The organism is Glutamicibacter ardleyensis (genome assembly GCF_014644555.1).
GTDB lineage: Bacteria > Actinomycetota > Actinomycetes > Actinomycetales > Micrococcaceae > Glutamicibacter > Glutamicibacter bergerei.
Map to the genome: position 1 here is coordinate 146,017 of NZ_BMKX01000004.1, position 24,155 is coordinate 170,171.

The 24,155-nt window shown below is 59.7% G+C and carries 25 protein-coding genes; 10 read left to right on the plus strand and 15 right to left on the minus strand.

All coding sequences use genetic code 11. The features are described from left to right. The first annotated feature begins 126 nt into the window (after window positions 1–126). From IEX04_RS09935 to IEX04_RS09945, 3 genes are read left to right on the plus strand one after another with little or no spacing between them, the layout of a single operon-like run. Window positions 127–1,188 carry an acyl-CoA dehydrogenase family protein gene (locus tag IEX04_RS09935; RefSeq protein WP_188685477.1) on the plus strand — a complete coding sequence of 354 codons (1,062 nt, stop codon included), beginning with the start codon at window positions 127–129 and terminating at the stop codon, window positions 1,186–1,188. After that, window positions 1,182–2,558, plus strand: coding sequence for a bifunctional PIG-L family deacetylase/class I SAM-dependent methyltransferase (locus tag IEX04_RS09940; RefSeq protein WP_188685485.1), 1,377 nt, complete (start codon window positions 1,182–1,184; stop codon window positions 2,556–2,558). The genes IEX04_RS09935 and IEX04_RS09940 overlap by 7 nt, the downstream gene beginning before the upstream one ends. Next, window positions 2,548–3,300 (plus strand): glycosyltransferase family 2 protein, encoded by a 753-nt coding sequence (locus IEX04_RS09945; RefSeq protein WP_188685487.1) that lies wholly within the window; start codon window positions 2,548–2,550, stop codon window positions 3,298–3,300. Before IEX04_RS09940 ends, IEX04_RS09945 begins: the two co-directional genes overlap by 11 nt. 55 nt (window positions 3,301–3,355) lie before the next feature. On the opposite strand, the gene IEX04_RS09950 is transcribed toward IEX04_RS09945, so the two are convergent. Further along, complete coding sequence (locus IEX04_RS09950; protein ID WP_096254981.1) at window positions 3,356–3,613, minus strand: DUF4235 domain-containing protein; 258 nt, start codon at window positions 3,611–3,613, stop codon at window positions 3,356–3,358. Window positions 3,614–3,650: 37 nt separating this feature from the next. Beyond that, window positions 3,651–6,104: an ATP-dependent DNA ligase gene (locus IEX04_RS09955; protein WP_188685489.1), complete on the minus strand. Its 2,454-nt coding sequence runs from the start codon at window positions 6,102–6,104 to the stop codon at window positions 3,651–3,653. Between the two features lie 158 nt (window positions 6,105–6,262). On the opposite strand from IEX04_RS09955, the gene ku reads away from it, so the two are divergent. Next, window positions 6,263–7,285, plus strand: coding sequence for a non-homologous end joining protein Ku (gene ku / locus IEX04_RS09960; RefSeq protein ID WP_188685491.1), 1,023 nt, complete (start codon window positions 6,263–6,265; stop codon window positions 7,283–7,285). On the opposite strand, the gene IEX04_RS09965 is transcribed toward ku, so the two are convergent. Both IEX04_RS09965 and IEX04_RS09970 read right to left on the minus strand, forming a co-directional pair. Beyond that, window positions 7,282–8,454 carry an alcohol dehydrogenase catalytic domain-containing protein gene (locus IEX04_RS09965; protein ID WP_188685493.1) on the minus strand — a complete coding sequence of 391 codons (1,173 nt, stop codon included), beginning with the start codon at window positions 8,452–8,454 and terminating at the stop codon, window positions 7,282–7,284. The genes ku and IEX04_RS09965 overlap by 4 nt on opposite strands. A gap of 30 nt (window positions 8,455–8,484) precedes the next feature. Further along, window positions 8,485–8,676 (minus strand): hypothetical protein, encoded by a 192-nt coding sequence (locus IEX04_RS09970; RefSeq protein ID WP_096254984.1) that lies wholly within the window; start codon window positions 8,674–8,676, stop codon window positions 8,485–8,487. Window positions 8,677–8,937: 261 nt separating this feature from the next. Between IEX04_RS09970 and IEX04_RS09975 the strand changes: the two genes are divergently transcribed. Continuing rightward, window positions 8,938–10,032: a hypothetical protein gene (locus IEX04_RS09975; protein ID WP_188685496.1), complete on the plus strand. Its 1,095-nt coding sequence runs from the start codon at window positions 8,938–8,940 to the stop codon at window positions 10,030–10,032. Between the two features lie 159 nt (window positions 10,033–10,191). Beyond that, entirely contained in the window at window positions 10,192–10,404 is a 213-nt protein-coding gene (locus IEX04_RS09980; RefSeq protein WP_096254986.1) for a hypothetical protein, read from the plus strand. A 47-nt stretch (window positions 10,405–10,451) separates the two neighbouring features. Here the strand turns inward: IEX04_RS09980 and IEX04_RS09985 are convergent, their stop codons facing one another. The 10 genes from IEX04_RS09985 to IEX04_RS10030 all read right to left on the minus strand — a co-directional run bounded on the left by IEX04_RS09985 (window position 10,452) and on the right by IEX04_RS10030 (window position 18,242). Beyond that, a complete protein-coding gene (locus IEX04_RS09985; protein ID WP_229677093.1) occupies window positions 10,452–10,793 on the minus strand; it encodes a hypothetical protein in 342 nt (113 codons plus the stop codon). Between the two features lie 354 nt (window positions 10,794–11,147). Then, complete coding sequence (locus IEX04_RS09990) at window positions 11,148–12,239, minus strand: carboxylate-amine ligase (RefSeq protein WP_188685503.1); 1,092 nt, start codon at window positions 12,237–12,239, stop codon at window positions 11,148–11,150. A gap of 60 nt (window positions 12,240–12,299) precedes the next feature. Next, a complete protein-coding gene (locus tag IEX04_RS09995) occupies window positions 12,300–12,506 on the minus strand; it encodes a CDGSH iron-sulfur domain-containing protein (protein WP_188685505.1) in 207 nt (68 codons plus the stop codon). Continuing rightward, window positions 12,503–13,525, minus strand: a complete 1,023-nt coding sequence (locus tag IEX04_RS10000) for an iron-containing redox enzyme family protein (protein ID WP_188685507.1) — start codon at window positions 13,523–13,525, stop codon at window positions 12,503–12,505. Before IEX04_RS10000 ends, IEX04_RS09995 begins: the two co-directional genes overlap by 4 nt. A gap of 96 nt (window positions 13,526–13,621) precedes the next feature. Then, entirely contained in the window at window positions 13,622–15,046 is a 1,425-nt protein-coding gene (locus IEX04_RS10005; protein WP_188685509.1) for a phytoene desaturase family protein, read from the minus strand. Continuing rightward, window positions 15,043–15,573: a hypothetical protein gene (locus IEX04_RS10010; protein WP_096254992.1), complete on the minus strand. Its 531-nt coding sequence runs from the start codon at window positions 15,571–15,573 to the stop codon at window positions 15,043–15,045. Before IEX04_RS10010 ends, IEX04_RS10005 begins: the two co-directional genes overlap by 4 nt. Before the next feature lie 139 nt (window positions 15,574–15,712). Beyond that, on the minus strand, window positions 15,713–16,327 hold the full coding sequence (locus IEX04_RS10015) for a flavodoxin family protein (protein ID WP_188685511.1): 615 nt from the start codon (window positions 16,325–16,327) through the stop codon (window positions 15,713–15,715). Window positions 16,328–16,380: 53 nt separating this feature from the next. Beyond that, window positions 16,381–17,043 carry a cyclodeaminase/cyclohydrolase family protein gene (locus IEX04_RS10020; RefSeq protein WP_188685513.1) on the minus strand — a complete coding sequence of 221 codons (663 nt, stop codon included), beginning with the start codon at window positions 17,041–17,043 and terminating at the stop codon, window positions 16,381–16,383. 20 nt (window positions 17,044–17,063) lie between these two features. Continuing rightward, the gene (locus IEX04_RS10025) at window positions 17,064–17,255 is read right to left on the minus strand and encodes a DUF6480 family protein (protein ID WP_229677094.1); all 192 of its coding nucleotides are present in this window, start codon (window positions 17,253–17,255) and stop codon (window positions 17,064–17,066) included. 63 nt (window positions 17,256–17,318) lie between these two features. Next, window positions 17,319–18,242 carry an SDR family oxidoreductase gene (locus tag IEX04_RS10030; RefSeq protein WP_229677095.1) on the minus strand — a complete coding sequence of 308 codons (924 nt, stop codon included), beginning with the start codon at window positions 18,240–18,242 and terminating at the stop codon, window positions 17,319–17,321. Between the two features lie 690 nt (window positions 18,243–18,932). Here IEX04_RS10030 and IEX04_RS10035 point away from each other — a divergent pair. Together IEX04_RS10035 and IEX04_RS10040 are read left to right on the plus strand one after the other, a co-directional pair. Further along, window positions 18,933–19,520: a helix-turn-helix domain-containing protein gene (locus tag IEX04_RS10035; protein ID WP_188685515.1), complete on the plus strand. Its 588-nt coding sequence runs from the start codon at window positions 18,933–18,935 to the stop codon at window positions 19,518–19,520. Further along, the gene (locus IEX04_RS10040) at window positions 19,517–20,065 is read left to right on the plus strand and encodes a DUF6036 family nucleotidyltransferase (RefSeq protein ID WP_096254998.1); all 549 of its coding nucleotides are present in this window, start codon (window positions 19,517–19,519) and stop codon (window positions 20,063–20,065) included. Before IEX04_RS10035 ends, IEX04_RS10040 begins: the two co-directional genes overlap by 4 nt. 325 nt (window positions 20,066–20,390) lie before the next feature. On the opposite strand, the gene IEX04_RS10045 is transcribed toward IEX04_RS10040, so the two are convergent. Beyond that, the gene (locus tag IEX04_RS10045; protein ID WP_229677100.1) at window positions 20,391–21,083 is read right to left on the minus strand and encodes an esterase/lipase family protein; all 693 of its coding nucleotides are present in this window, start codon (window positions 21,081–21,083) and stop codon (window positions 20,391–20,393) included. Between the two features lie 329 nt (window positions 21,084–21,412). Here IEX04_RS10045 and ffh point away from each other — a divergent pair, with 329 nt between their 5' ends. Together ffh and IEX04_RS10055 are read left to right on the plus strand one after the other, a co-directional pair. After that, window positions 21,413–22,978, plus strand: coding sequence for a signal recognition particle protein (ffh, locus tag IEX04_RS10050; protein ID WP_188685517.1), 1,566 nt, complete (start codon window positions 21,413–21,415; stop codon window positions 22,976–22,978). A 342-nt stretch (window positions 22,979–23,320) separates the two neighbouring features. After that, the gene (locus tag IEX04_RS10055) at window positions 23,321–24,124 is read left to right on the plus strand and encodes an IclR family transcriptional regulator (RefSeq protein ID WP_096255000.1); all 804 of its coding nucleotides are present in this window, start codon (window positions 23,321–23,323) and stop codon (window positions 24,122–24,124) included. The last annotated feature ends 31 nt before the right edge of the window (window positions 24,125–24,155 follow it).

Consider the following 24,155-nt stretch of genomic DNA (forward strand, 5'->3'; position numbering starts at 1 on the left):
AGAGCGGCTCGTGACTGGATCGGCTTAAGGGCGACCCAATCGGAAGCACCTTATCAGGGGCCTATCAGCTTGCTCCATGACACGGGGGATTGCTCTACACTGGCCCGAAAGTGCAGGAGGATATTCATGCGACACAGGCCAGTGAAATTCGGTGCAACGCCCGGATGCGCGGACTCGGAACCAGAAACTGCGTGGTGGCCAGCCGGGCCGTCAATACTCGAAGCCGCCGGCGAATGCCAAGGTGACCCAGCCACCGTGCTCCGGGCGCTGGCACGCGCGACGGTGGATCCGCCGGTACCTGGACAGGGAAGCACCGTTCAATTATGGGAATTCCTCGCCTCGCTTGGCGCCATCGACTTGGTGGCCGCGCGCAGCGTGGAACCGCACTTCGATGCCGCAGCCATCCTGGGCGAAGCGGGCAAGCCGTGGCAGCCGGGTCAAACGTGGGGTGTCTATGCGGCCGAAGGTCCCGGCAGCACACTGGAGGCCACCGCAGATGATCACGGTCAATGGGAGCTGAACGGTATTAAGCCATGGTGTTCGCTCGCAGGCCAGATTTCCCATGCACTGATCAGCGCGCACACTGCCCAAGGGCGCAGGCTGTTCACCGTGCAGCTGGACCAGCCCGGCATCCATGCCGAAACCGGCAATTGGATCAGCCGTGGCATGGCCCGGCTGCCCAGCGGGTCGGTGCGCTTTGCCTCGGTGAAGGCAAAGCCGGTAGGTCCGGCTGGTTGGTATCTAGACCGGGCGGGCTTCGCCGTCGGCGGGGCCGGCGTGGCGGCCTGCTGGTTCGGGGGAGCAAGTGGAATCTTCCGCCACCTGCTGGAGAGCTCCGCCAAGAGAGAGCCAGATCAACTGGCGCTGGCCTGGCTCGGCGAAGCTGACCGGCTGCTGGCCGGAGGTGCCCAGGTACTTCATCATGCGGCCGGACTAGCCGACAGCGGTGCACTTGACGCAATGCATGCAGCCCGCGTGCGCGGCCACATCGCCCAGCTATGCGGACGGGTCCTGCAGATCAGTGCCGAAGCAACCGGGCCAGGTCCGCTGGCTACAGATGAAAACCACGCACGGCGCGTGGCTGACCTGGGGATCTATGTGCGCCAGCACCATGGTGCCCGCGATGATGCGGCACTGGGACGGATGGTTCTTCAGCAGCATGCCCGAGCAGGTGCATTGCCATGGTGACGTTCAGCCACACTGACCAAGGCACCGCGGCCGCGCAATGGAATGCCCATGGCTTGGGAGACCTGGAGCAGCTGGATCTTTCCCGGGTATTTACCCAAGGCACCAAGCTGGTAGTCCTGGCAGCGCATCCAGATGACGAGACACTCGGTGCAGGCGGCCTGATCCACCAAGCGGTGAAAATGGGCCTGGAGGTGACGGTTTTGGTTTGCACGTTAGGCGAGGCGTCGCATCCGGAATCCGCCACGCATTCGCCGGCCCAATTGGCCGCCGTGCGTGAAGCAGAACTTGAGCAGGCCATGGCGCTGCTGCGCGCTGAGGCCAAGGCAAGCGGTGCAGTGCACTTGCGCTGCCTTCGGTTGCCCGATGGGCACTTGCCTTCGCACGCCACCGAGATTGGGGCAGCACTGCGTGAAATCACCGAGGACGGACCCTTTGTGGTAGCCAGTACTTACCGCAGTGACGGGCACCCCGATCATGAGGTGCTCGGTCGCCTTGCAGCGAAAATCTGTGCAGAGCTGTCCTTATGCCATCTGGAATTTCCCATCTGGTACTGGCATTGGGCTGCCCCGGGCACCGAGGTGCGCTGGCGGCATTGGACCCAGCTTGCATTGGATGAACAAACGGTGCAGGCCAAGCGCCGGGCGCTGGCCGCGCACACATCCCAAACGCAGCCGCTATCGAGCCTGCCCGGGGATGAGGTGCTGCTCGATAGCCAATTTCTGGAGCACTTCCACGGTCCGCGGGAAATCTTCCGGCTTACCTGGCCAGGCGACAAGGATGCAGCTGCCGCCTCCCAGGTGTTTGATGAGCTGTATGCCCAGCGGCCGGACCCGTGGAACTACAAGGACAGCCACTACGAGCAGCGCAAGCAAGAAATCATGATGGCCTCGCTGCCGCGCCGCCGCTATCGCTCCGTATTGGAATTAGGGTGTTCCATTGGAATGCAAACGGCCGCGTTGGCTAAGCGAAGCGGCCAATTGCTGGCTGTTGATGCCAGCGCCGAGGCACTGGCCCACGCAGGCGAGCAGGTGACCGGCATGGAACATGTGAGCCTGCGCCAAGCGACGTTGCCGGGGCAATGGCCGCACTGCGACCCCGCATCAATGGACTTGGTGGTGCTCAGCGAAATTGGCTACTTCTTGGCCGCGGATGAATTAGCCGAAGTTCTCCAGCACTGTGCCACGGTGCTTGAACCCGGCGGCGAACTGGTGCTGTGCCACTGGCTGCATCCCATTGAAGGCTGGCCGCTGGATGGAAAAGCCGTGCATCGTATGGCCGGCGCGTGGATTTGGGAAGCCGCAGTAGTTCATCAGGAACAAGATTTCTTGCTTGAAATACTGCGCAAGCCGGCAGGCCGCCATGGGTCGTAATACGTTAGACGCCATCGCCGTCGTTGTTCCGGCGCACAATGAGGCTGACCATGTTGACGGGTGCCTTCGGTCGCTGGGATCTGCCATGGAGCGTTTTGCCTCAACCCATCCGGAAGTACTTGTGACAGTGACCTTCGTATTGGATTCGTGCACCGATAAAACTTCGGAAATAATCCAGCGCCATGGCGCCGCCGACCCGCGGATTGCAGGACTTTGTGTCCAGCATCGCAATGTCGGTGCCAGCCGTGCTGCTGGCGTGCGGCACGCGGTGAATGAACTGGCTCCGCTCGCCAGCGGCGGCTCACTTTGGGTTGCTTGCACCGATGCAGATACCCGGGTTCCGGAGCATTGGCTGGATTCCATTGCCAGATACCACGCGGCCGGAGCGGATGCAGTCACCGGAACCGTCGAACCGGATCGCCGAGAGCTGGATCCTGGCATCTTTGCGCTGTGGCAGGCAGCCTACCGTCCGGTCGACGGGCATCACCACATCCATGGAGCCAACTTCGCGGTCAGTGCCGCGGCCTATGAGGCGGTGGGTGGTTTTCAACCGTTGGAGGCAGGGGAGGATATTGCGCTGGTCAGCGCACTGCGCCACGCCGGGTACCGGGTGGATGCCTCGGCGTCGCTGCACGCGGTGACTTCAGGTCGGTTGCGCGGCAGGCTCCGCGAGGGTTTCGCGGATTATTTGGCCACCTTGGCGGGCCACGGCACCCGCGTCGGCTCGCGGGCCGGCAAGTGAAGGCTGGACGGGCGCCGGAAAATGATCCGGCGCCCGTCCAGCCTCAGGTCTTGTCCTAGTGCTTGGCAGCCTTGAGCTCCAAGTTCCGTGTCCAACGCTTCGTCAACGCCTGGATGCACGCGGCGCTCGCACCGGAGATCACCGCGAATGCCACGACCTTGCCCAGCGTCGCTTGCTGCTGTTTGTCCGGGTTTGCCAGCGACGGAGGCTGCTCGCCGGTGGCCTTTTTCCAGACGCTGCCCACCACTTTGGCACCCAGCCAACCGGTGATCAGCGAGGCGAGGGTTCCGAGCAATTTGACGATGATTTTCATGAGTTTTCCTTCCGTAGGTTACTGATGGTCAAAATTTTTAGGGGTGCTCCCAGGTAACTTCGTCGGGAGACTTCTCCGCACGCCAGCCGCGCCACACCGGATGGCGCAGCCGGCCTTCCCGGGTCAACTCGCTGTAGCGCACTTCGGCCACAAATTTCGGGGTGACCCAGTGGGCATCGCGGCGATGATCGGCAGGAATCTGCTGAACTGCCGGGGTCTTGCGGATCACGGTGTCGAGCCGATGACGTGCCGTTGACAATTGCTTGTCGCTGAAACCGGTACCGACGCGTCCCACATAGCGCAATTGTCCATTCTCAGGTACTGCCAGCAGCAGCGAGCCGAGACTGCCGGAGCGTGAACCGTTGCCTTCGCGCCAGCCGATGACCACAACTTCCTGATGCAGTTCATGCTTGAGCTTCAGCCAGCTGCGGCTGCGCTTGCCCATTTCGTACCGGCTCTTGGTTTCCTTGGCCATCACGCCTTCAAGGCCCAGCTCACGGCTCGTTTCCAGCGCAGCGTCCAGGGAGCCGGGATGCGCCTGCGGGATTTTCACATGATTGTCAACGGACACTTGTGCTTGAAGCCGCTGGCGGCGTTCATGATAAGGAAGTCCCGTGAGGTCCTGCATCCGCCCTGACCCCGGATCGGGAAGCGCAATCGCGTCGAAGAGCAACAGCTGGACCGCAGGTAATTCCTTGGACGCCCGCAGCGACTTGCGGCTCGCGGAAAGCCGCTGCTGCAGCAAGGAGAAATCCGGACGGCCGGCAGAATTGAGGGCTACTATCTCGCCGTCGAGAATGGATCCGGCAGGTGCCAAACGGGCCAGCTGCGCCAGCTCGGGGAAATGAGCACTCAGATCTTTTCCATTGCGGCTGGACAGGAAGACGCTGTCCTCACCCACGGTGGCCAGCGCCCGGTAACCATCCCATTTCATTTCAAAGCTCCAACCTGTGGCTGCGCCCAGCTCATTGGGTTCCCCGATGCTCGCCAGCATCGGGGCGGGCGAAAAATCCTTGCCCAGGTCTGCTGGCTTACGTCTGGCGGTTTCTTCGGCACGGACCGAACGTGGCGGCGCTACGCGGGTACCGGGCTCCGGTTGCTCACGCATCAGCTGCAGCAGCCAGTTCTTCTTCTCGCCCATACCCTGCGCGCGCACGAGCGCAAAGCGCCGGGGGACCCCGACCAGCCCGCCGTCTTCGCGCCCGTGAAGGACCGCGATGACTTCCTTGTCTTCGCACCATTTTTCTATGACGCAGCTGCCAGCATCCCAGATGCTCACCTCTCCGGCACCGTATTCTCCCTTGGGAATGCTGCCTTCAAAACTTCCGTAAGACAGGGGGTGGTCCTCGGTCATGACGGCCAATCGCCGGATGCCTTCGGCCAGCGGCGGACCCTTGGGAACTGCCCAGGAGACCAGCACACCGTCGTGTTCCAAGCGGAAGTCCCAATGCAGGCGGCGTGCGTGGTGTTCTTGAATCACAAATGCCTTGGCGGCATCGCCAGGATCCGCTAGCCGGTCTTCAAATTCGGGCACGGGTTCCGGAGTGAGCTGTGCATCGCGCTTGGATCGGTAGGTCTCCAACCTGTCGGTTGTCCGCGGGGCCAAGGCACCCAGTGGCGCCAGGGGTTCGAGCCCGGAATCCATGCGTTCAAGGACTTGGCGGAAATCAAGCTGTGCCAGCTTGGGGTCCGCAATTTCCTCCCAGGTACGCGGGGCGGCGACCGTCGGATGCAGCCTTCCACGCAGCGAGTAGGGGCAGATGGTAGTTTTTGCTGCGTTGTTCTGGCTCCAGTCCACCAGCACCTTGTTCTCGCGCAGCGAGCGTTTCACGCTGGACACCACCAGATCCGGAAGGTCGCGCTGCAAGGAGAGCGCCAGCTCTTTGGCGACCGCCGAGATCTGCTCGGAGGTGTGCGTTCCATCCAGTGCGGCATACAGGTGGATGCCTTTGGAACCGGAAGTGACCGGATAGCATTCCATGTCCATGCCTTCCAGGATCTCCCGGCAGAGCAGCGCCACCTGGGCGCACTGGGCCAATCCCGCCCCGGGTCCGGGGTCCAAGTCCAAGACCAGCCGGTCGGGGTTCTGCGGTTGCAGTGAGCTGTCAAATTTCCACTGCGGGACATGCACTTCCAAGGCGGCGACCTGGCCCAGCCACGCTAGTACGGCCGGTTCGTTGACCAGCGGGTAAACACTCACACCGCTCCTGTGGGTGATGCTGGCCGTGGGGATCCAGCTTGGGGCGGAATCTTCCAGATCCTTGCGGAAGAACACAGCACCGGGAGCGGCTTCGGTGCCCACGCCATCAACCCAGCGTTTGCGGGTCGCCGGACGCCACATGGCATGAGGGATCAGTGAGCTCGCCACCCGGGCATAATAATCGAGCACTTCGCCCTTGGTGGTTCCGGTACTGGGATACATGACCTTATCCAGGCTGCTCACCTTCAAGGCGCGCCCTTGGACCGATACTGTTTGCCCGTTCTTGCCCATCTGCCGCTCCTTTGCCTACCAAGCCCAATGTGCCTTAGCCAGCGGCCATATTCCAGTATTCCTAGGAAGCTTTGTGTTTTGATCTGGAGTAATCCGCGGAAACTGGCAATACCGCGCAGCCATTGCCATGGCCGCGGGGTATCTGGTTCACTCGACCCATGAGGGCTATCTGGACAGGATCCATTGCATTCGGACTCGTAAACGTCCCGGTCAAGGCTTATGGGGCAACGAGCGACCACGATATCGACCTGCATCAGGTCCACGAGAAAGACGGAGGGCGGATCCGCTATCAACGGCGCTGCGAAATCTGCGGGGAGAAAGTCTCCTACAAGGACATCGACAAGGCCTATGACGATGGCGAGCAAACCGTGGTGCTAACCGATGAAGAGATGGATGCCCTGCCGGCGGAGAAGAGCAGAGAAATCGAAGTGGTCCAATTTGTTCCGGCCGCACAAATTGATCCGCTGACTCTGGAGCGCAGCTACTATCTGGAAGCCGATTCGAAATCCCCGAAGGCCTATGAACTGCTGCGGCGCACCTTGGAAGACACGGAGAAAACCGCGATCGTCAGGTTTACGCTACGCCAGAAAACACGCTTGGGCGTGCTGCGCGTGCGCGACAAAGTGCTGGTGCTGCAGGCCATGATGTGGGCTGATGAAATCCGGGCCGCCGACTTTGCAGTGCCGGAAACATCGCCTCGGATCAGTGCCCAAGAACTGAAAATGTCTGCCTCGCTGGTTGAGCAGTTCAGCGCCGACTTCACCCCGGAAGATTTCGAGGATGACTATCAGGTGCAGCTGCGCACGCTGATCGAGGCGAAGCTCGCCGAAGGCGAGGCACTGGACACCGATGCCACGTTCGGCCAGCAAGAATCCGGTGAGGATTCCGGGGGAGAGGTCATCGATCTGATGGAAGCACTCAAACGCAGCATCGACTCGAAGTCTTCGAAAAGCAGCCAGGCGAAACCGGCCAAGGCAAAACCGTCCAAGGAAAAAACAGCCAAGGCCAAGCCGGCGAAAAAATCTCCGGCCAAAAAGTCCTCATCCAAGAAGTCCACGTCCAAGAAGTCCACGTCCGCCAAGACGGGCAGTTCCACGGCAAAGAAAACCGAGAAGGCCCCAACGACTCAAAAGAAGAAGAAGAAGGCCTCCTCGGCAACGGACAAACGCAAAGAAGCCTAAGGGGTCATAACCACCTTTATGCACTTGTCGTGTTTCTTCTGGAAGGTCTCGTACATCTGGGGACCCTGTTCCAAGGAGACCTGATGGGTCACCAGATCATCGAGTCCCAGCGGATCCTTCGGGTCCTCGGTGAAAGGCATGAGCGTTTCGGTCCACGAGCGCACATTGCACTGGCCTTGGCGCAGCTGGATTTGCTTGTCGAACATTTCCAGCATAGGCATCGGAGTAGCCGCGCCTGAATAGACGCCGCTGAGCGAGACCGTCCCGCCGCGGCGAACCGCCGAGATCGCTGCATGGAGCACCACGGTACGGTCCACCGACATGTTCTCCATGGCTTTCTGCGCAACGACATCCGGCAGCAGCCCGGTGGCTGACTGCAGCAACGCCGCGCCGGGGGAGCCGTGAGCTTCCATGCCGACCGCGTCCAACACGGCATCCGGACCGCGCCCGGTGATTCCGCGCAATTCACCGACGGTGTCCTTGGCAAAGTCCAGCGTCTTGATGCCGTGGCGCGAGGCCATGGCACGGCGTTCGGCTACCGGATCAATGCCGATGACCTCGTACCCCAGATGCGTGCCAATGCGCGCGGCGAGCTGCCCTACCGGCCCCAGGCCGAAGACGGCCAGCGTGCCGCCGTCGGGAACATTGGCGTACTGCACGCCCTGCCATGCGGTAGGCAGAATGTCCGAGAGGAATAGGTAGCGGTGATCGGGCAGCTCGTGGCCGACCTTGATGGCACCGTAATCGGCATGCGGGACGCGCAGGAACTCGGCTTGGCCACCGGGCACCCGGCCGTAGAGCTCGGAGTATCCGAAGAATGCAGCCCCCTTGCCGAACTCGCGTACCTGAGTGGTTTCGCACTGGGACTGCAAGCCGCGCTGGCACATCCAGCAATGCCCGCAGGAAATATTGAAGGGAATGACTACGCGGTCCCCGGCCGTGAGGCCGGTGACCTCGTTGCCTACTTCCTCGACGATTCCCATGGCTTCATGGCCCAGTACATCACCGGAATGCATGTAAGGTCCAAGCAACTCGTAGAGGTGGAGATCCGAACCGCAGATGGCGGTCGAGGTGATGCGCACCAGCGCATCTTTGGGGTCCTGGATCCGTGCATCCGGAACCTCGGTGTAGGAAACGCTGCGTTTGCCCTGCCAGGTCAGTGCTTTCATATGTCTGCCTCCTAAAACTTCATGGGAAAGTTATTCGGTTTCGTATTGGTCTTTGGTTGAGGGATCCAGATCAGGATCAGCGCCGATAGCCGGCTCTTGATCAGCAGGCAGACCCGCTCCGGCGTCCGAGGACTCTTCTTCACCGACTCCTGGCTTGTCCGGGGCGTCGAACCGGTCCTTGATTTCCTCGAATTTTTCTTTTGCCTTATCCATGAACGACATGTTTTGTCCTTATCTTGAGAAGGGGCGTGCGCAAGCGCGCTAGCCGCTGGATATCACCGACACTTCCAGAGCTCGCGCACTGGCACAAGAGTGAACGCGTTGGCATTACCTGTGAATTTCAAAGTCCGGAATTTCGGGGTTTTTTGGCCGGTTTTGGCCTTTGAATCTGCGAACTTGCTGGAAGTCTTTGGCTTGAGCCGGGCGGGATCTCTAGGGTGTTGCTCAGCGCGCCCTAGCGCTCAAGCAATTCGGAGGTGCGCCATGGACAAGACCGAGACTGATACACGCACAGTGGGTCTGCTTGCAGATCCCGGCATCGCGCAATCGCTGGCGAACCGGGTGGCCAGCAGGCTGGAAACGGTGCTGAATGAAAAATATGAAGACGGGACTCGATGGGTGATCGAGGTCGATCCGGTGTCGCTGCCCATGAACGAATCTGGCCAGGTGATTGTCAATAAGCACGTGGCCAGGTTGCGCGAGAAGTACGGTTGGGAATTCGTGATCTACCTGACCGACGTGCCGCAGTATGAACGAGGTCAGCCCGTGCGCTCTATTATCAACGAGGCACACGGCGCCGCCACCTTGGTGCTTCCCAGCATGGGGGTGCCGCGGCGGCGTGCGGTAGTCAGATTTTTTGTGCAGGCCTTGCATGAGCTAGCCGGCGGAGGAAAGCCGCCGACCCGGCCTACCTCGCTGGGCCGGGTGTTAAGTGTTCAAGTGCGTATCGAGGACTCCGCTGACTCGGGGGACCACTATGACAGCATTGAAGGCTTGCGCGGACGGGTGCTGCTCGTTGTTGGCATGATCCTCAGCAACCGGCCGTGGCGCTTAGTGCCGCGGCTTTCCTCGGCGTTGGCGGGCGCGGCAGCCACTGGAGCATTCGGTGTGTTCTATACGAGCATCTGGTCCATGGCCGATTACCTCAGCTTCAGGCGACTGGTGCTGATTACGGTGGTGAGCATCTTGGTGCTCACCACTTGGCTGCTGTTCCACAACCGCTTGTGGGAGCGCCCCAAAGGGGCACGGCGGCGGGAGAAACTGCTGCTCTACAATATCGCCACGGTGTTCACGGTCGCGTTGGCGGCCGCGGCCATGTACGCCCTATTGTTCATCGCATTACTGGTCGGTTCGCTCGTGGTCATTGATCAGGCGTTCTTATCTTTTGAACTGGATCATGAAGCAACTATGAGCGAATACCTCAACCTTGCGTGGCTGGCGGCTTCTCTAGGCACCTTGGGCGGAGCTATCGGTTCAAGCTTTGATGAGGTCAAGTCGGTGCAGCGCGCTACCTTCAGCCACCGCGAATTCGAGCGGCGGAATATCGAGTTTGGATCCTTCGACGCTGAAGAGCCCTGAGTCTTTACGGGAAAATACCAGCGTCTTGGAGGCGAGCAACAGGAATCTGGCAATCTCCTTAGTGTCCGTGCAGCGAGAAAATCGGGGGCGTAGCCTCGTATCTTGAAAGCGGGACGAAAGAATAACCCAGCAGGGCCCACACAGGCAGGAGGCAATCGCATGCCTAATCAAATCCTTCATCTTTCCTTGACCAAAGATCAGCTCGCCGACTTGGTGAACGCACTGGAAGACTATCGTGATGATTTCCGCACCAAGGCGGCGGACGCTACGCGGGGATTCGGGTTGGACAAGGCTTACTGGGACTCCCGGGTGGCGGAGGTCCAGCTGGTTCTGGAACTGGTGTCAGTTTCTGGCAGGCTCAATAGGCATTAGCCGCCGCAGACGACGGCTAATGCCTATTAAGCAGAGGCAGATGCCGCTTAGCTTTCTCCCGAAATTTTGGCCTGTTCAGGCTGAGGGAAAGAATGCGCCTCGTAGTCAAAGACCGGAATAGTGTGGGCCACCGCGCTGTACTTCCAGTACTTCACGCGGAACATCGACATTCCGGCACGCTCTGCCTGCTCGAACAGGTTGTTGATCGCGTGATCTTGTCGGCACGGTTCGACCACCATCAGGGCTGGCGACGGCTCGGAAATATGCAGAAATCTCAAGTCATCGGTGCTCGGCTCAGTCATAGCCACGAGCACAGGCCCCTGATGCACTGAAACCAGCCCCATGACATCATCCAGCTTTTCTGACGGCTGCGTCATGATCACAGGCATTCCCGGCTTCCAGCCGAATGCCGCGAGATGTTCTCTTCCTTTTCTTGATCCCAGCAACTGTGCGACACGATGCGCGGTCTGGGACCTGACTAGCCGGCCTGGCATGTGAACTACCCTCCACTTCTAGACGATACTTCCAAAAATACTTGAGCAGTGCTGCGCACGCTCCGGTTCACCGAGGCAGGACATGTGCCTGCAAAGGGAATCAACAGGAGCATGGCAAGAAATTATCACTTGCGACGCAAAATTTCTGACTCAGTTCCCGAATTCTCAGGTAATTTTCAGGTTGTATCGCAACTAGTCAGCAGTGCGTTCAGTCCCAGAATAGTTTCGAGCTCGAATGATCCTGGGTATTCACTGGCCGAAGTGCTCGCGAGCCAAATCCAGCACCGCTTTGTCGCCGCCTGATAACCACGCCGAACGCTGGCGCTGGGTCCCGGTGCCGTTTTCCTGCCACTTGGCCACCGCGGCCTGCACCCGGCTTTCATCCCCATTGGCCCGCAGGGCGCCGGAGGCATAGTCCAGCAGCGTTCCTACGTGATCCATGGCTGGGACATTTTCACCCGTACTAGCCTCAAGCAGCTTGCCCCGCAGCCCAGATCTGGCTGCCTGCCAGAGGGCAAGCTGGAGCGCCTCGGAAGAAGCTGTCGGCGGCACCGGCGGGTGATCGAGCACAGTATCCACCACCGCGCGGACTAGAACCGCCAGCGCCACAGCTTCACCGCTGGTCATCTGCACATCGCTGGCCCGGATTTCAATCGTGGGGAACTTCTCCGAGAGCCGTGCGCTCCAGCCGATATGCCCCGCGTCCAGCAGCGATTCCGAGCCAAGCAGCAGTTGTTGATGGCTTCGATAACTCGCGGCATCAGGAAAATGAGGCGGAATCCCATTGATGGACCAGCGCCGATACTGGATGGTGCGCCACGAGGCGAAGCCGGTATCCTGCCCGCGCCAGAACGGGGAATTGCTGCTCATCGCGATCAGTGCCGGCAGCCAGGGCCGAAGCCCATTGAGCGCGTGCACCCCGGATTGGAGATCCGGGATGCCGATATGGATATGCATTCCGCTGAGGTAGTGCTCGGCGGCCAGTCCCGGAACCAGTTGCTGGACCAAATCGTAGCGCCGGGCGTCCGTGATCCGTGCCGGCTGGGCAGGCAAGGCCGGTGGCGTACCCAGCGCCGCGGGAAAGACCCCGATCTGCTGGCACCGTGCCTGCAGCAGCTGCCTGGTGGCACGCAATTGCTCCACAGCCAGCTCGGCATCCTGGAAGACTGCCGTCGCGATCTCGATTTGCGCCGCCAGGAACTCGGTCTGCACATTGCCCGGATGCACCTGCGCATTAAGTTCGAGCAGCTGTGTGGATTCTTCCGGGTTCAGTGGGGCCAAGCTGTAGGTGTGCGCGTCGAAGAGGAAAAATTCCTCCTCGATGCCAAAAGTTCTGGACACTATGCGCCTTCGTTCCGGGGGACGGGCAATTGAGGTGCCGGCGTCGCTGCAGCGCGCAACTTAGCTGTTCTTCTCGAAGCCATTGAGCTTGTGCGAACCATCGCAGTACGGCTTGATCGCCGAGGCTCCGCACCGGCACAGGGCAACGGTGCCGCGGGTGCGCGGGACCGGTTGGCCCGCGGCATCAAGAATCTCAAAATCTCCGCGCACCAGCAACGGTCCGCGCGGGCAGACCACAATGCTTGCCTCCGGCTCGGACGCGCTCATCTGGACAGCTCCCCGGCGCGCAGCGAGCTGCGCCCTTGGTCCCAAGCATCCATTTGCCAGCGGCCGAGCAGCTCGTCCATGAAGCACACCGCGCGGGCTCCGAAGAACACGGCTGGGCCAAGCTGCGGATCGGCTTCAATCAGCCCGCCGGCCAGATCGCGGCCGGCGATCTGTTCATGGACCGCGTCGGCCTCCACATGCTCGTCGAAATATTCGGTCACCTCGGTGCCGAACCCCAGACGGCGCAGCCCCCGCGCATAGCGCGAACTGGGAATCGATGAAGTCATTTCGTAAATGGCCAGGTGTCCTGCAATGGCGCCGCGCAGCCGGCGGTGCAAACCGAAGAGCGACATCATGTTAACCGAAGCCAAGGTGATCGCCGGAATGGCGTTGATGTATGCGCCGAAGCCGGTGTCAAGGCCGAGCCCCGCCATGGTCTGGGCGAAGAGTTCGCTATGCATTTTGCCCGGCCGCCCACTGCCGTACTCGTCGAATTGGATCTCCACCAGAGCGGACTTGCCCCGGCCAGTGAGCCGGGGGATGGCCCAGGTATGCGGGTCCGCTTCTTTCAACTGGTAAATGGACTTCTGGATGAGGAACTGCTGCACCTGCTCGATGCTGGCGTGACGCGAGACGAAGTCGGCGACTGAGGGTCCTTCCGAGGAATTTGCCAGCTCGAAGAGCTCCATCGCGATTTCCTCGGCCGTGCCGGGAACTTTCGGGATACTGCCGACGGCTTCGCGCAGCCGGGATTCAAAGGCGGCTTCCAGCCGGGCACGGAACGCGAGTAATCCCGGATGCCACTCCCACCGGTCGCTGACCTCATCGAAGCCTGCATAGTGCAATTCGTACAGGGCAAAAAGACACAGCTGCAGGTCTTCGTCATAGAGGATATCGGTATCTGGCAATGCCAGCGTGGCTGCCTCATTGAGTCCCTGCAAATCAGGTGAGAGATCGTCCTGTCCGAGGATTTCGAACAGCAGGGCGCTAGCCGGTCCGCGGTGCGCTGGAAGTTTCATGGGTCCATTCCTCACGTGCTACAGGGATTGTTGGAACACAGCCTAGAACAATGTGCCATCACCGTTTGATTCCTCCCACCGGCTCCCGGAATTCTCTCAGCTTCGCCTCAGGTCTTTGAGTGCCTGGTGCGCCGCATGCCAGCCGGCCATGCCATGCACCCCGCCTCCGGGCGGGGTGGAGGAAGAACACAGATACAGCCCCGGCACACCCAAGCGATAAGGCGATAGCGACGCGGTAGGACGCACGAACTGCTGCAGGCCGCTCAGCGATCCACCGCCGATATCCCCGCCCACCAGATTCGGGTTCCATGCTTCAAGCTGTGCCGGACTGGTTTCTGCCCGGCGCAGGATCCGGTCCTTGAATCCCGGTGCGAAGCGTTGAATCTGCGCGTCGATCAGTTCTCCCGCCTTGCCGGTATACCCTTGCGGCACGTGCGCGTAAGACCAGATCACCTGCTGCCCGGCGGGGGCTCGGGTTTCATCGGCAGAGGAGGGCTGAACCACCATCACGAAGGGGCGCTGCGGCATGCGTCCGGCCGCTACTTCGCGTTCAGCATCCGCTAGTTCGCCAGCTTCACCGACCACGTGAACCGTCCCCGCATTGGCCGTGCGCGGGTCATTCCACGGCACCGGGCCATCGAGCAGGTAGTCAACCTTGTACACCGCCGTGCCATAGCGCCAGCGTTCGAGCTGCTTGCGGTAGTGCGCGGGCAATCGGGATCCGGCAATATCCAGTAATTGGCGCGGGGTGACGTCCAAGAGAGTCAGCTCTGCCGGTGGCAGCTGGGCAATATCGGTGATGTGCGTGCCGGTACGGATGCGCACGTCCAGTGCCTGGAGGACCTTGAGCAGGGCTTCGATAATGCTGCCGGTCCCGCCGCGGGCCACCGGCCAGCCCCACGACTGGCCCAATGCGCCGAAAAGCGCTCCGAAGCCGGAGGTAAAGGGATGCTCGAGTGGCAGCATGGAGTGCGCACTGGAGCCGGCAAACAGCGCCTTGGCCTCGCGTGTACGAAATGCTGCGGCACCAAGCAGCCTGGCTGGTGGCAGCGAGCGCAATCCGAAGCGCGCCATGAGCACCGGGTGCGGTGGAATGCCCAGCAGCGGACTGGTCGCATTATCCAGGGTGTCGTGCGGGCGGGCGATCAGCGGTGCATGAAGTGCCTGCCACGCGCGCGAGTCCTTTGGGAATTGCTTGACGGTCTCGGACAGGTCCTGATGCAGAAGCACCGAATCGGCGCCATCAAGCGGGTGGGCCAGCGGGTAGTCGTGGAATTTCCATTCCAGACCCTGCCCGGTCAGGTTGAAGTGCCTGAAGGCAGGGGATCCGAAGGCGAAAGGGTGGGCGGCGGCACCCAGATCCACCACGATGCCATCACCTAAGGTATTGCCTGAGGCGGCAGCACCGCCGGGTTTGGCGTTGCGCTCAAAGACTTGCACCTCAAAGCCTTGTTCGGCAAGCACCGCCGCGGCGATCAGTCCGTTGGGTCCCGCGCCGACGACATTAGCCCTGCGCGTCATTTGCCTCCTCCAGCGCTGCCCTCCGTGGGTTCGGGGGCGAAGCGGTCCTCCCAGGTTTCATCGCTGAGCAAAACCAATTGGCTGATCTGGGACACTGCACGTTGCTCCAAGTCTTCCAGCAGCGCCCGGTCCAGCCGGGGTTCTTCGCCAACCATCAATTGCAGCGTCTGCCACATGCGCAACTTGGCATTAAGCAGCCCGGTGAGCACGTCCAGCTGAACCTGCGCTGCCGAGATCTTGCGCTGCCTGAAGGGGTTGAACGGGTTGACCATTCCGGCAAGTTTCGCCACCGGAGCGGCGACTTGCGCCAGGGGTCCGCGGCTGAAACCTAAGCGGTCCATGAGCGATTCAAGATCCTGCTGGTCTTTTTCGACTTGCTTCCACAAGGAGTTGAAGCGCTCCTCATGCGCGGTTCCGGCCCAGGTATCTTTCGCGGCTTCAAAATGATTGAGCCCGGATTCGGAGCCCAGCAGATGCTGGCTTAGGTACCTGTGCAGTTTTTCCTGGTCGATTAGGTGGTGCGCCATCACGGTGTTCCTTCGCTCAGTGGGGCAGCTTGCGGCTGGCTGGTAGGTCGTACGCTATGTTGCTTGCCGGATTATTCCAAGGCCTCGCCTCGATTGCCCGGTAATTCCCATAATTCTGGGAGCCTGGTCGTGCCGGTGGCTAGGAACTGGGGAACGGCTGGGATTTGAGCAACGCGGCGAGGTGCGCACTATTGCGCGTTGAAATATCGGTGGCGTTGGCGGTGACCTCGGGAGTCTGCTCGAGATCCTGGAAATCGGTGGTGTGCATCGCCTCGCCAACCCAATAGGTGGAGCCCTGCGCAGCGATGCTGAAGCCGACGTCGCTTAGTCCTTGGGACAAGTCCGCAATCACGTGGTGAGCCCCATCCTCGTTGCCCACCACCGCCACCATTGCGACCTTGTCGAACAGTATCGGGCGTCCCTGGCTGTCCGTTTCGGAGAGTTCTGCATCGAGGCGTTCCAGCACCCGCTGGGAGACACTCGAAGGGTGGCCAACCCAGATCGGGGTGGCCAGCACCAGAATGTCCGCCGCCAAGATCTTTTCCCGGATTCCGGGCCATTCATCTCCCTCGCCCATGTCTTTGAGTACGCCGGGCATGACGTTATAGTCCACAACCCGCAGAATCTCGGATTGGACGCCGTGTTCCGAGAACTTCTGCCCTACCTGCTGTGCCAGCAGATCGCTGCTGGATTTTTTAGGAGAAGGTGACAGGGTGCAGACGAGGATCAATGCGTTAAGGCTGTTCGAATTCATGAGAATCAATTCCTAAGGTCGGTAGATTCTTGAGTGAAGGTTAGCCGCTGCGTTCATCGGCCATCGGTCGGGGCAGCTCGATGATCGATTGCCGCGGTGATCCGGTCGATTTCTTCCCGGGCGTCAGTGAACTGCTCAACCTTTTGCCACAGTTGCGGATGCGCCCGGTGCACCTCGGCGAGGCTGGTGCCGTCGGTTGCCAGTTTGGACAGGTCGAAGCTGACGTTGGTGCGCGCGCCGGTGACTGCGGCGCGCAGAGCCCCCAGCCCCACCGCCACGTCGGCGATCAGTGATGGATTGCCGTGTTCGGCAAGCCATGCCAGATCCGCGATGGCCGTGATAGCCAATTCACCTAGCGCGGCCGAAGCCTCAGCGGCCTGAACCGAGGCGGCTTCAACGGCCTGCTGCCTGCTGGGACCGGGCTCCATGCCAAACGCTGCCCCGAATGTGTTGGTAGCTGCCGCATCCTGGTCACCGAGTTCCAAGGCCTTGCTTTTGAGCTGTTGCGCCCGGGAATCGATCGAAGACAGCGCGTCTTGCTGGTTCTGATCGTCCGCGGTGGTGTATCCGCACACCATGGAGGTCAGCGAGGCCGCGATGGCCAGCATGATTCCGGAGGCCGCCCCGCCACCCGGAGCCCCGTCGGATATCGCCAGCGCATTGATCCAGCTGGCAATGGTGGAGTTCGCTGTCGAGGCGGTTTCGGTATTATCCATGGCTCGGGATCACCGGCGGATTATTCGCCATGTCCTTGGTCCTGGCTCATCGAACCTTCACCGGGCGGAGTTTCTCCGGGGGGAACGCCTCCACCGGGTTCCAACCCGGTGATCTTCTGCTCCACCGGATCAGGGTTGGAGCTTGCCGCAGCGTCTTCGTCTTCGGTGTTGGATTCAGGATTCGGGGACTTGTGAAGGTCAGGGGTGGTCATTGAATTCATCCTTGCAGCTAATGGATCTGGACATTGTGGCTGGTGCTTGGGACGCAGCAGCTCCTACGGGGTGGATTTGCCGCCGTTGACGTTCAGGGTTTCGCCGACCACGTAGCTCGATTCGGCCGAGGCCAGGAATACGTAGGCGGGAGCCAACTCGACCGGCTGTCCGGCACGTCCCAGAGGGACGTTGTGGCCGAACGTGGGCAGTTTGTCTTTCGGCTGGCCATCTGAAACCTGCAGGGGTGTCCAGATCGGTCCGGGTGCTACGCCATTGACCCGGATGCCGCGCGGAGCCAGCTGGACCGCGAGTCCTTTGGTGAATGCGTTAATTGCAGCCTTGGTCGAGGCATAGTCCAGCAATGTCGGCGAAGGATCGTAGGCCTGCACGGAGGTCGTGTTGATGATGCTTGCGCCGTCGGGTAAATGCTTGAGCGCCGCGCGCGTGATGGTGTACATCGCCAGGATATTGATCTGGAACGTTTCCATAACCTGCTTATCGCTGAGATCTTCCAGCTTTTCAATCGCAATTTGCTTGCCTGCGTTGTTGACCAAAATATCCAGTCCACCAAGTTTTTCGGCAACCATATCGGCCAGTGAATTGCGGTAATCTTCATCGAGCAGATCGCCGGGCAATCCAATGCCCACACGTCCTTCGGCTTCGATCAAGGAAATGATCTTCGCGGCATCTTCCGCCTCGGCTGGAAGGTAGGCGATGGCAACGTCGGCTCCCTCACGGGCAAAGGCGATGGCCACTGCGGCGCCGATACCCGAATCACCACCGGTGATCAAAGCCTTGCGGCCCTTGAGCCGGCCGGTGCCGACGTAGGAGGTTTCTCCATGGTCTGCGGTCGGTTCAAGTTTTGCGTCTAGCCCGGGTTCAGGCTGATCCTGCTTGGGCGGTGAAATCTTCGGGTGGCGGGTTACCGGGTTATCCAGCGAAAGCTGTGCCTCGTTACCTTGGGAAGCGGATTCGGGCGTAGTCATCAGAGATCCTCCTACTCGTGCGCGGAACTGCTCGAATCTCTCACGCTAGGACACATGAGAGCAGGTCTCAAGGCATTGGCAAGACTCACGGAGAACGTTCGGGAAACGGGTTTGATCCGTGTCCGCGGTACGGCGCACTTGCATGATTAAGAGGGCATAAACCCCCGGTTTTCAGGGGGATGGCTAACCTGGCGAATCCAAATGTTCTCGCACTACCTTTTTCAGCTGCTGATCGTTGAGCAAACGGAAGTGGCCCATGGTGGGCAGCCTGACATTGCTTACGCTCCAATGCCACCTCGTGCAGACCGCCATCTGCCATATCTTTCGAGACGTTATCGGACCGGGTGCTAGGTCGCCCCGGTTGTTGGGCAAGGCTGAGACCCGAAGCATCCGATGTCCTGACTGCTTCACCTAGCCTGCGATGAGAATCATGAACCACCAGCTTTCCCGGATGCCATAACGCAGAACAACATGCCCGGCATGCGCATCGGTAGTCGCGCTCAATTGCTTAGCCAACTTCCACGGGAGCAGAGCGCGCAATTGCCTAGTATTGGCATAGTCGCAGTTCACCAGTCATACAAATGCTTGCTCTGCGCACATCAAGGCACATATCAACACGATCTGATTTTGGGTTGACTGGCGCTGCTTCTCATCTTACATTTTGTATCCGATCGGTGTCATAATGTTTATATGAAGATCATTGATTCAGCGCAAGCTCTTGGCCAGGCTATTCGCGGCGCGCGTATCGCGCTCGGACTAACTCAGCAAGCTCTGGCCGAATCTAACGGACTGTCGCGGAAGTTCATCGGAGAGCTCGAATCGGGTAAGGGTTCGATTGAGCTTGGTTCGGCGCTCAAGGTCGCGAAATCGTTGGGAATAATCTGGGGAGCTCCCGATCCAACCCCGCAGATGGTTTTAGACAAAGCTGCCCGCGACATTGCCGAGGAGCTGTCCGCCGGTGATCGAGAATTCGCCTTGAGACTGGCTATGGACGCACTCAAATACCTGAAAACGATGAAGCCAGAGCGTCTGAAGAAACCTCGGCCCACTGGCAGCGAGCAATTCGACGCTCTGCTCGCTGCAGGTGCACGGCTCGTGATAGAAGGAAGCTCACCACATATGCCGCGCTGGGGCAAAAAGCTATCCGCTGCCTGGTTCCCTGGCAGTGACACCCGGAACATGGGGGAGGCGTTCCGTCGCCTGACCATAAAACGTACGCCCAAGATGTTTGCTGATTTCAACATTTACATTAAAGACAATTCCTTGGAAATCACATGAGCCGGGAGCTGACATTAGACGAGATTAAAAGCCTCTTGAGGGAGCTCAGTTCCAGGCTCGAGAGCGCTGGACACAATGCAACCTTTCGACTTGTCGGGGGAGCCGCCATGGCTCTGTCTGGTAGGGATCGGCGCGTAACGCAGGATATCGATGCATCCTATTCATCGGCTGCTGATGTGGAACGGGTTGTCCACCAGATTGCTGGTGAGCGAGACTTGGACCGAGACTGGTTGAACTCTTCCGCCCAAGCATTCATCCCGGTCGGAGCCAGCTGGGTTAAGGTCAGCCTCGGTGAAGGACACAATGCATATATTGCCTCTCCGGAAACCCTGCTGGCGATGAAGCTCAATTCGGCGCGAGAGCGCGACATAGAGGACCTCAGCTTCTTAGTTGCCAAGATGGGCATTGAGGATCCTGTTGAGGCTGCAAAGATCGCCGATGATCTGTATGGTGACGACGATATTGCCTATTCACCGCTCAGCCGTGAAGACGCCCAGATCGTGGCTTCAGAAGCTATAGGGCGGGCGCGACAAAAACGACTCTAGACAGGATCTGTCAGGACGCAGCCTCCAAGAACCGGCCCCGTCCTTGTGCTTGGTATTTGACTTCACGAGGCCTTCCTTATATTCATTGGTGGTGAAGGGGCTATAGCAATAAGCCAGTTCTATCTGATCTAGGCCTGTGCGCTCAAGCCACGGGGAACTCTGCGAGAAACACTTCGGGATTCAGGAATTCCACGCCGTGGCGCGCTTCGCGATCTGCCAGCACCTACGCAACAGCAAGATCGTAGTCCACTGCGACATTCTTCTTCATTAGGAGTCAGCTATTCCCAAACAACCCGGAGCTGCGACATAAAAGATTGAGGTAGCTCTACGCGGGGCCCGTCGAACTGAGATGCTCGCACACTGCCTGCTTGAGCCGCTGATCATTGAGCAAACGGAAGTGGCCCATGGTTTCGAGTTTGATATTAGTGGCGCCTGCGAGCTCGCTACCGCCGGGAATATGCGGATCGAAGCGGCTGAAGATGGAAATGATCCGCGCATTCACGCTCAAGTTAGCCGCCAGTTTCAGTACCCCGGTGTCATTGGGGGATAGTGCCCGCAAGCTGCGAATCGGCGCGTACCGGGCATAACTTGATCCAGAAAATGGGGTGCTAATCGCGATCATCCGGTTGATCCGGTACCCCTGGGTGGAGGCCGCCATCAAGTGTTTGCCAATGAGACCGCCTTTGCTGTGCGCCACGAGCACCACCTCCTGCAGGTCCGCCTTCGCCAGATACTGAGCGACGACTTCGGACATCGCCGGTACCGTACCTCGGTTGTAGCCCAGGGCCGGAACCACATGCACTCGATGTCCTGCCTGATGCAAATCCCGGGCCAGCGGAAGCATGAACTGCCAGCTTTCCCAGATACCCGGAACAAGAACAATCTGCTCAACCTGCGCATCGCTACTCGTGGGCAACTGCTTTGCAAGCTTCGAAGGCAGCAGCGCACGCAACTGCCAAGCGCCGGCATATAAGTAGTCAAGCAGCCACGCGAAAGCCTGCTCGCCGCGCTGCAGCATGCTTTTCACCTTCTACTCCTACCGTGGTTGTCGGGGCGGAATCACTGTGAGCTGGCAACCGATGCCGATTGAGTCTCATACCAAACAAGCCTTGCGAGCACATCTGGCAATTTTATTGTGGCACGCACAACGCCGGGGGCTGAGAGGCATGCCGGTATTCCCAGTTTGCTTTGGAAACGAGAACCAAAGCACAGTGATCTTCGAAGAAAATCCAGGTGTTGGTGTGGGAGCGGTTAGTCGCTGGCCCGATTGTTGATATTCTTATAAGTCGAGTCCTGTGCGGTTTTTTGATACGCACCATACGACCTATCGAAAGAAGTGCCCGGCACGTGTTTAATTCACTTTCCGATCGCCTGACAGCTACCTTCAAGAACCTGCGTGGCAAGGGTCGCCTCACCGAGGCAGACATTGACGGTACAGCCCGCGAAATTCGTCGCGCCCTGCTGGATGCCGACGTCGCAGTACCGGTGGTTCGCGCCTTCGTAGCCCAGGTGAAAGAACGCGCACTGGGCCTTGAAGTATCCGAGTCGCTGAACCCGGGCCAGCAGGTAGTCAAGATCGTCAACGAGGAACTCGTTGGCATCCTCGGTGGGGAAACCCGCCGACTAAACCTGGCAAAGAACCCTCCGACGGTAATCATGCTCGCCGGCCTGCAGGGTGCTGGTAAGACCACTCTTGCCGGTAAGCTCGCAAAGCACCTGAAGGCCGAGGGTCACACCCCTTTGCTGGTGGCCTGTGACCTGCAGCGCCCCAACGCGGTTAAGCAGCTACAGATCAACGGTGAACGCGCTGGCGTTCCCGTCTACGCACCGCACCCGGGTGTCTCTTCAGAATTTGATACCGCCACCGGTGACCCGGTATCCGTAGCCCGTGACGGTATCGCCGAAGCCAAAGCAAAGCTCCATGACATTGTCATCGTGGATACCGCCGGTCGACTCGGTGTAGACACCGAGATGATGAATCAGGCTGCGAACATTCGCGCCGCCATCAACCCAGATGAAGTCCTCTTTGTTATTGATGCAATGATCGGTCAGGACGCGGTTAATACCGCGCTGGCCTTCCAAGAGGGCGTCAACTTCACCGGTGTAGTCCTGTCCAAGCTTGATGGTGATGCACGTGGTGGCGCCGCCCTGTCGGTAGCCTCGATCACCGGCAAACCGGTGATGTTCGCCTCCACCGGTGAGAACTTAGACGACTTCGAGATCTTCCACCCGGACCGTATGGCTTCACGCATCCTGGACATGGGCGACGTGATGACGCTCATCGAACAGGCTGAGAAGAACTGGGACAAGGGCGAAGCCGAGCGGATGGCGAAGAAGTTCGCTGACCAGGAAGACTTCACCCTGGACGACTTCCTCGCCCAGATGGCCCAGATCAAGAAGATGGGCTCCATGAAGAAGCTGCTGGGCATGATGCCCGGTTCGCAGATCTCCCGTCAGCAGCTAGAACAGTTTGACGAACGTCAGATTGACCGGGTTGAGGCCATCGTTCGCTCGATGACCCAGCACGAGCGTGTGGCACCAAAGATCATCAACGGTTCGCGCCGTGCGCGTATTGCCAAGGGTTCCGGTGTTGCGGTTTCCGAGGTCAACCAGATGCTCGAACGCTTCACCGAAGCGCAGAAGATGATGAAGAAGATGGCCGCCGGCGGCGGCATGCCAGGTATGCCAGGTTCCGGCAAGGGTGCCGCTCGTAAGGCGAAAGCCAAGGGCAAGGGCAAGAAGCAGCAGCAGAAGTTCGGTAACCCAGCTAAGGCCGCACAGGCCGAGCTTGAGGCGAAGAACAAGAAAACTACCTCACCAGCCGGAGCCGCTTTTGGTCAGGGCGCGCAGGAGGACTTTGATCCTTCGAGCTTGAACCTGCCAGCAGGTTTTGAGAAGTACCTGGGTAAGTAGAAAACTTACGGCCACAACAGTGACCGCAAACCGCGCCTTGAGAGCTGGAAACAGTTCTTAAGGCGCGGTTTTTGCTTTCTACCCAAAGACCATCACCGGTTATTTGACCCAGGTTTTGCGGCCCAGTTCAGAAAGCTTTGCGCAGGAACCTCGTTGAAAACTAGGAATGGAGACGGCTATGCAACATCGCAGGGTCTCGTCTGCCCGGGTCGCGATTTTCAGGCAGGTTTCTGTGGGTCCAGAGCAGGGATTGATGACAAAAGACAGCCGACGAACAGGACACGGATAGTGTTGCTTTCACGTGGCTGGACTGACGCGAGCTGATGGTCTAGCGTCTGAATCATGTCCAAGGCTGAGACCACTGCAAAAAAACAGAATCCACTACTGGTGCTGGGAAAAATCAGTGCCATACTGGATTCATTTTCACTGAGACAGCCAGTGATGACCCTGTCCGATATTCGGCAGTCCACCCAGCTACCGGTCTCAACCGTGCAACGCCTTGTGGCGAACCTTGTTGAACAGGGTTTTCTGGATCGTGACGGTGACGGGTACCGAATCGGCATGAAAATGGCCTACTGGGCCGCGCCGGCCACACGAGGTAAAGAAGTACTCGATGTCATCAGTCCATCGCTGCCAGAACTTCGCGATTTCACTGGCGAAACTACCTGCTTATTCCGTGCCGAACAGCAGTACCGGGTGTGCGTGGGGATTGCTGAAACTCGTCATGCGCTGAGGCGCGAAATGCATTTAGGTGCATTGGCGCCATTACATGCCGGATCGGCTGGGCGAGTGCTCTTGGCTTGGAAACCCGGACTGATGCAGAGCTTGGTTGCTTCATCCTTGGAATCCCTCACTGAATCCACGATTACCGGAATGGCAGAACTCAAGTCAGCCGTGGATCAAACGCGTGCTGATGGATTTGCCATCACCACGGGGGAGCGTGAAAGCGGCGCGTCAGGGCTTTCTGCGCCCGTGTTTGACTCGGCGGCCGGGCTAGTTGCGGCGGTGACAATCAGCGGACCTACATTACGTATGACACGCCAGGTATGTGAAAGCTGGATTGAGCCGCTACTGGAAACCGCGGAACGGATGACGCGGCTGATCGGCGGGCGTTTTCCGGGAGAAACCCACAGACCGGCCGCGTAACTCTAGCCATGGAGAAGCTAACTGCTGCCCA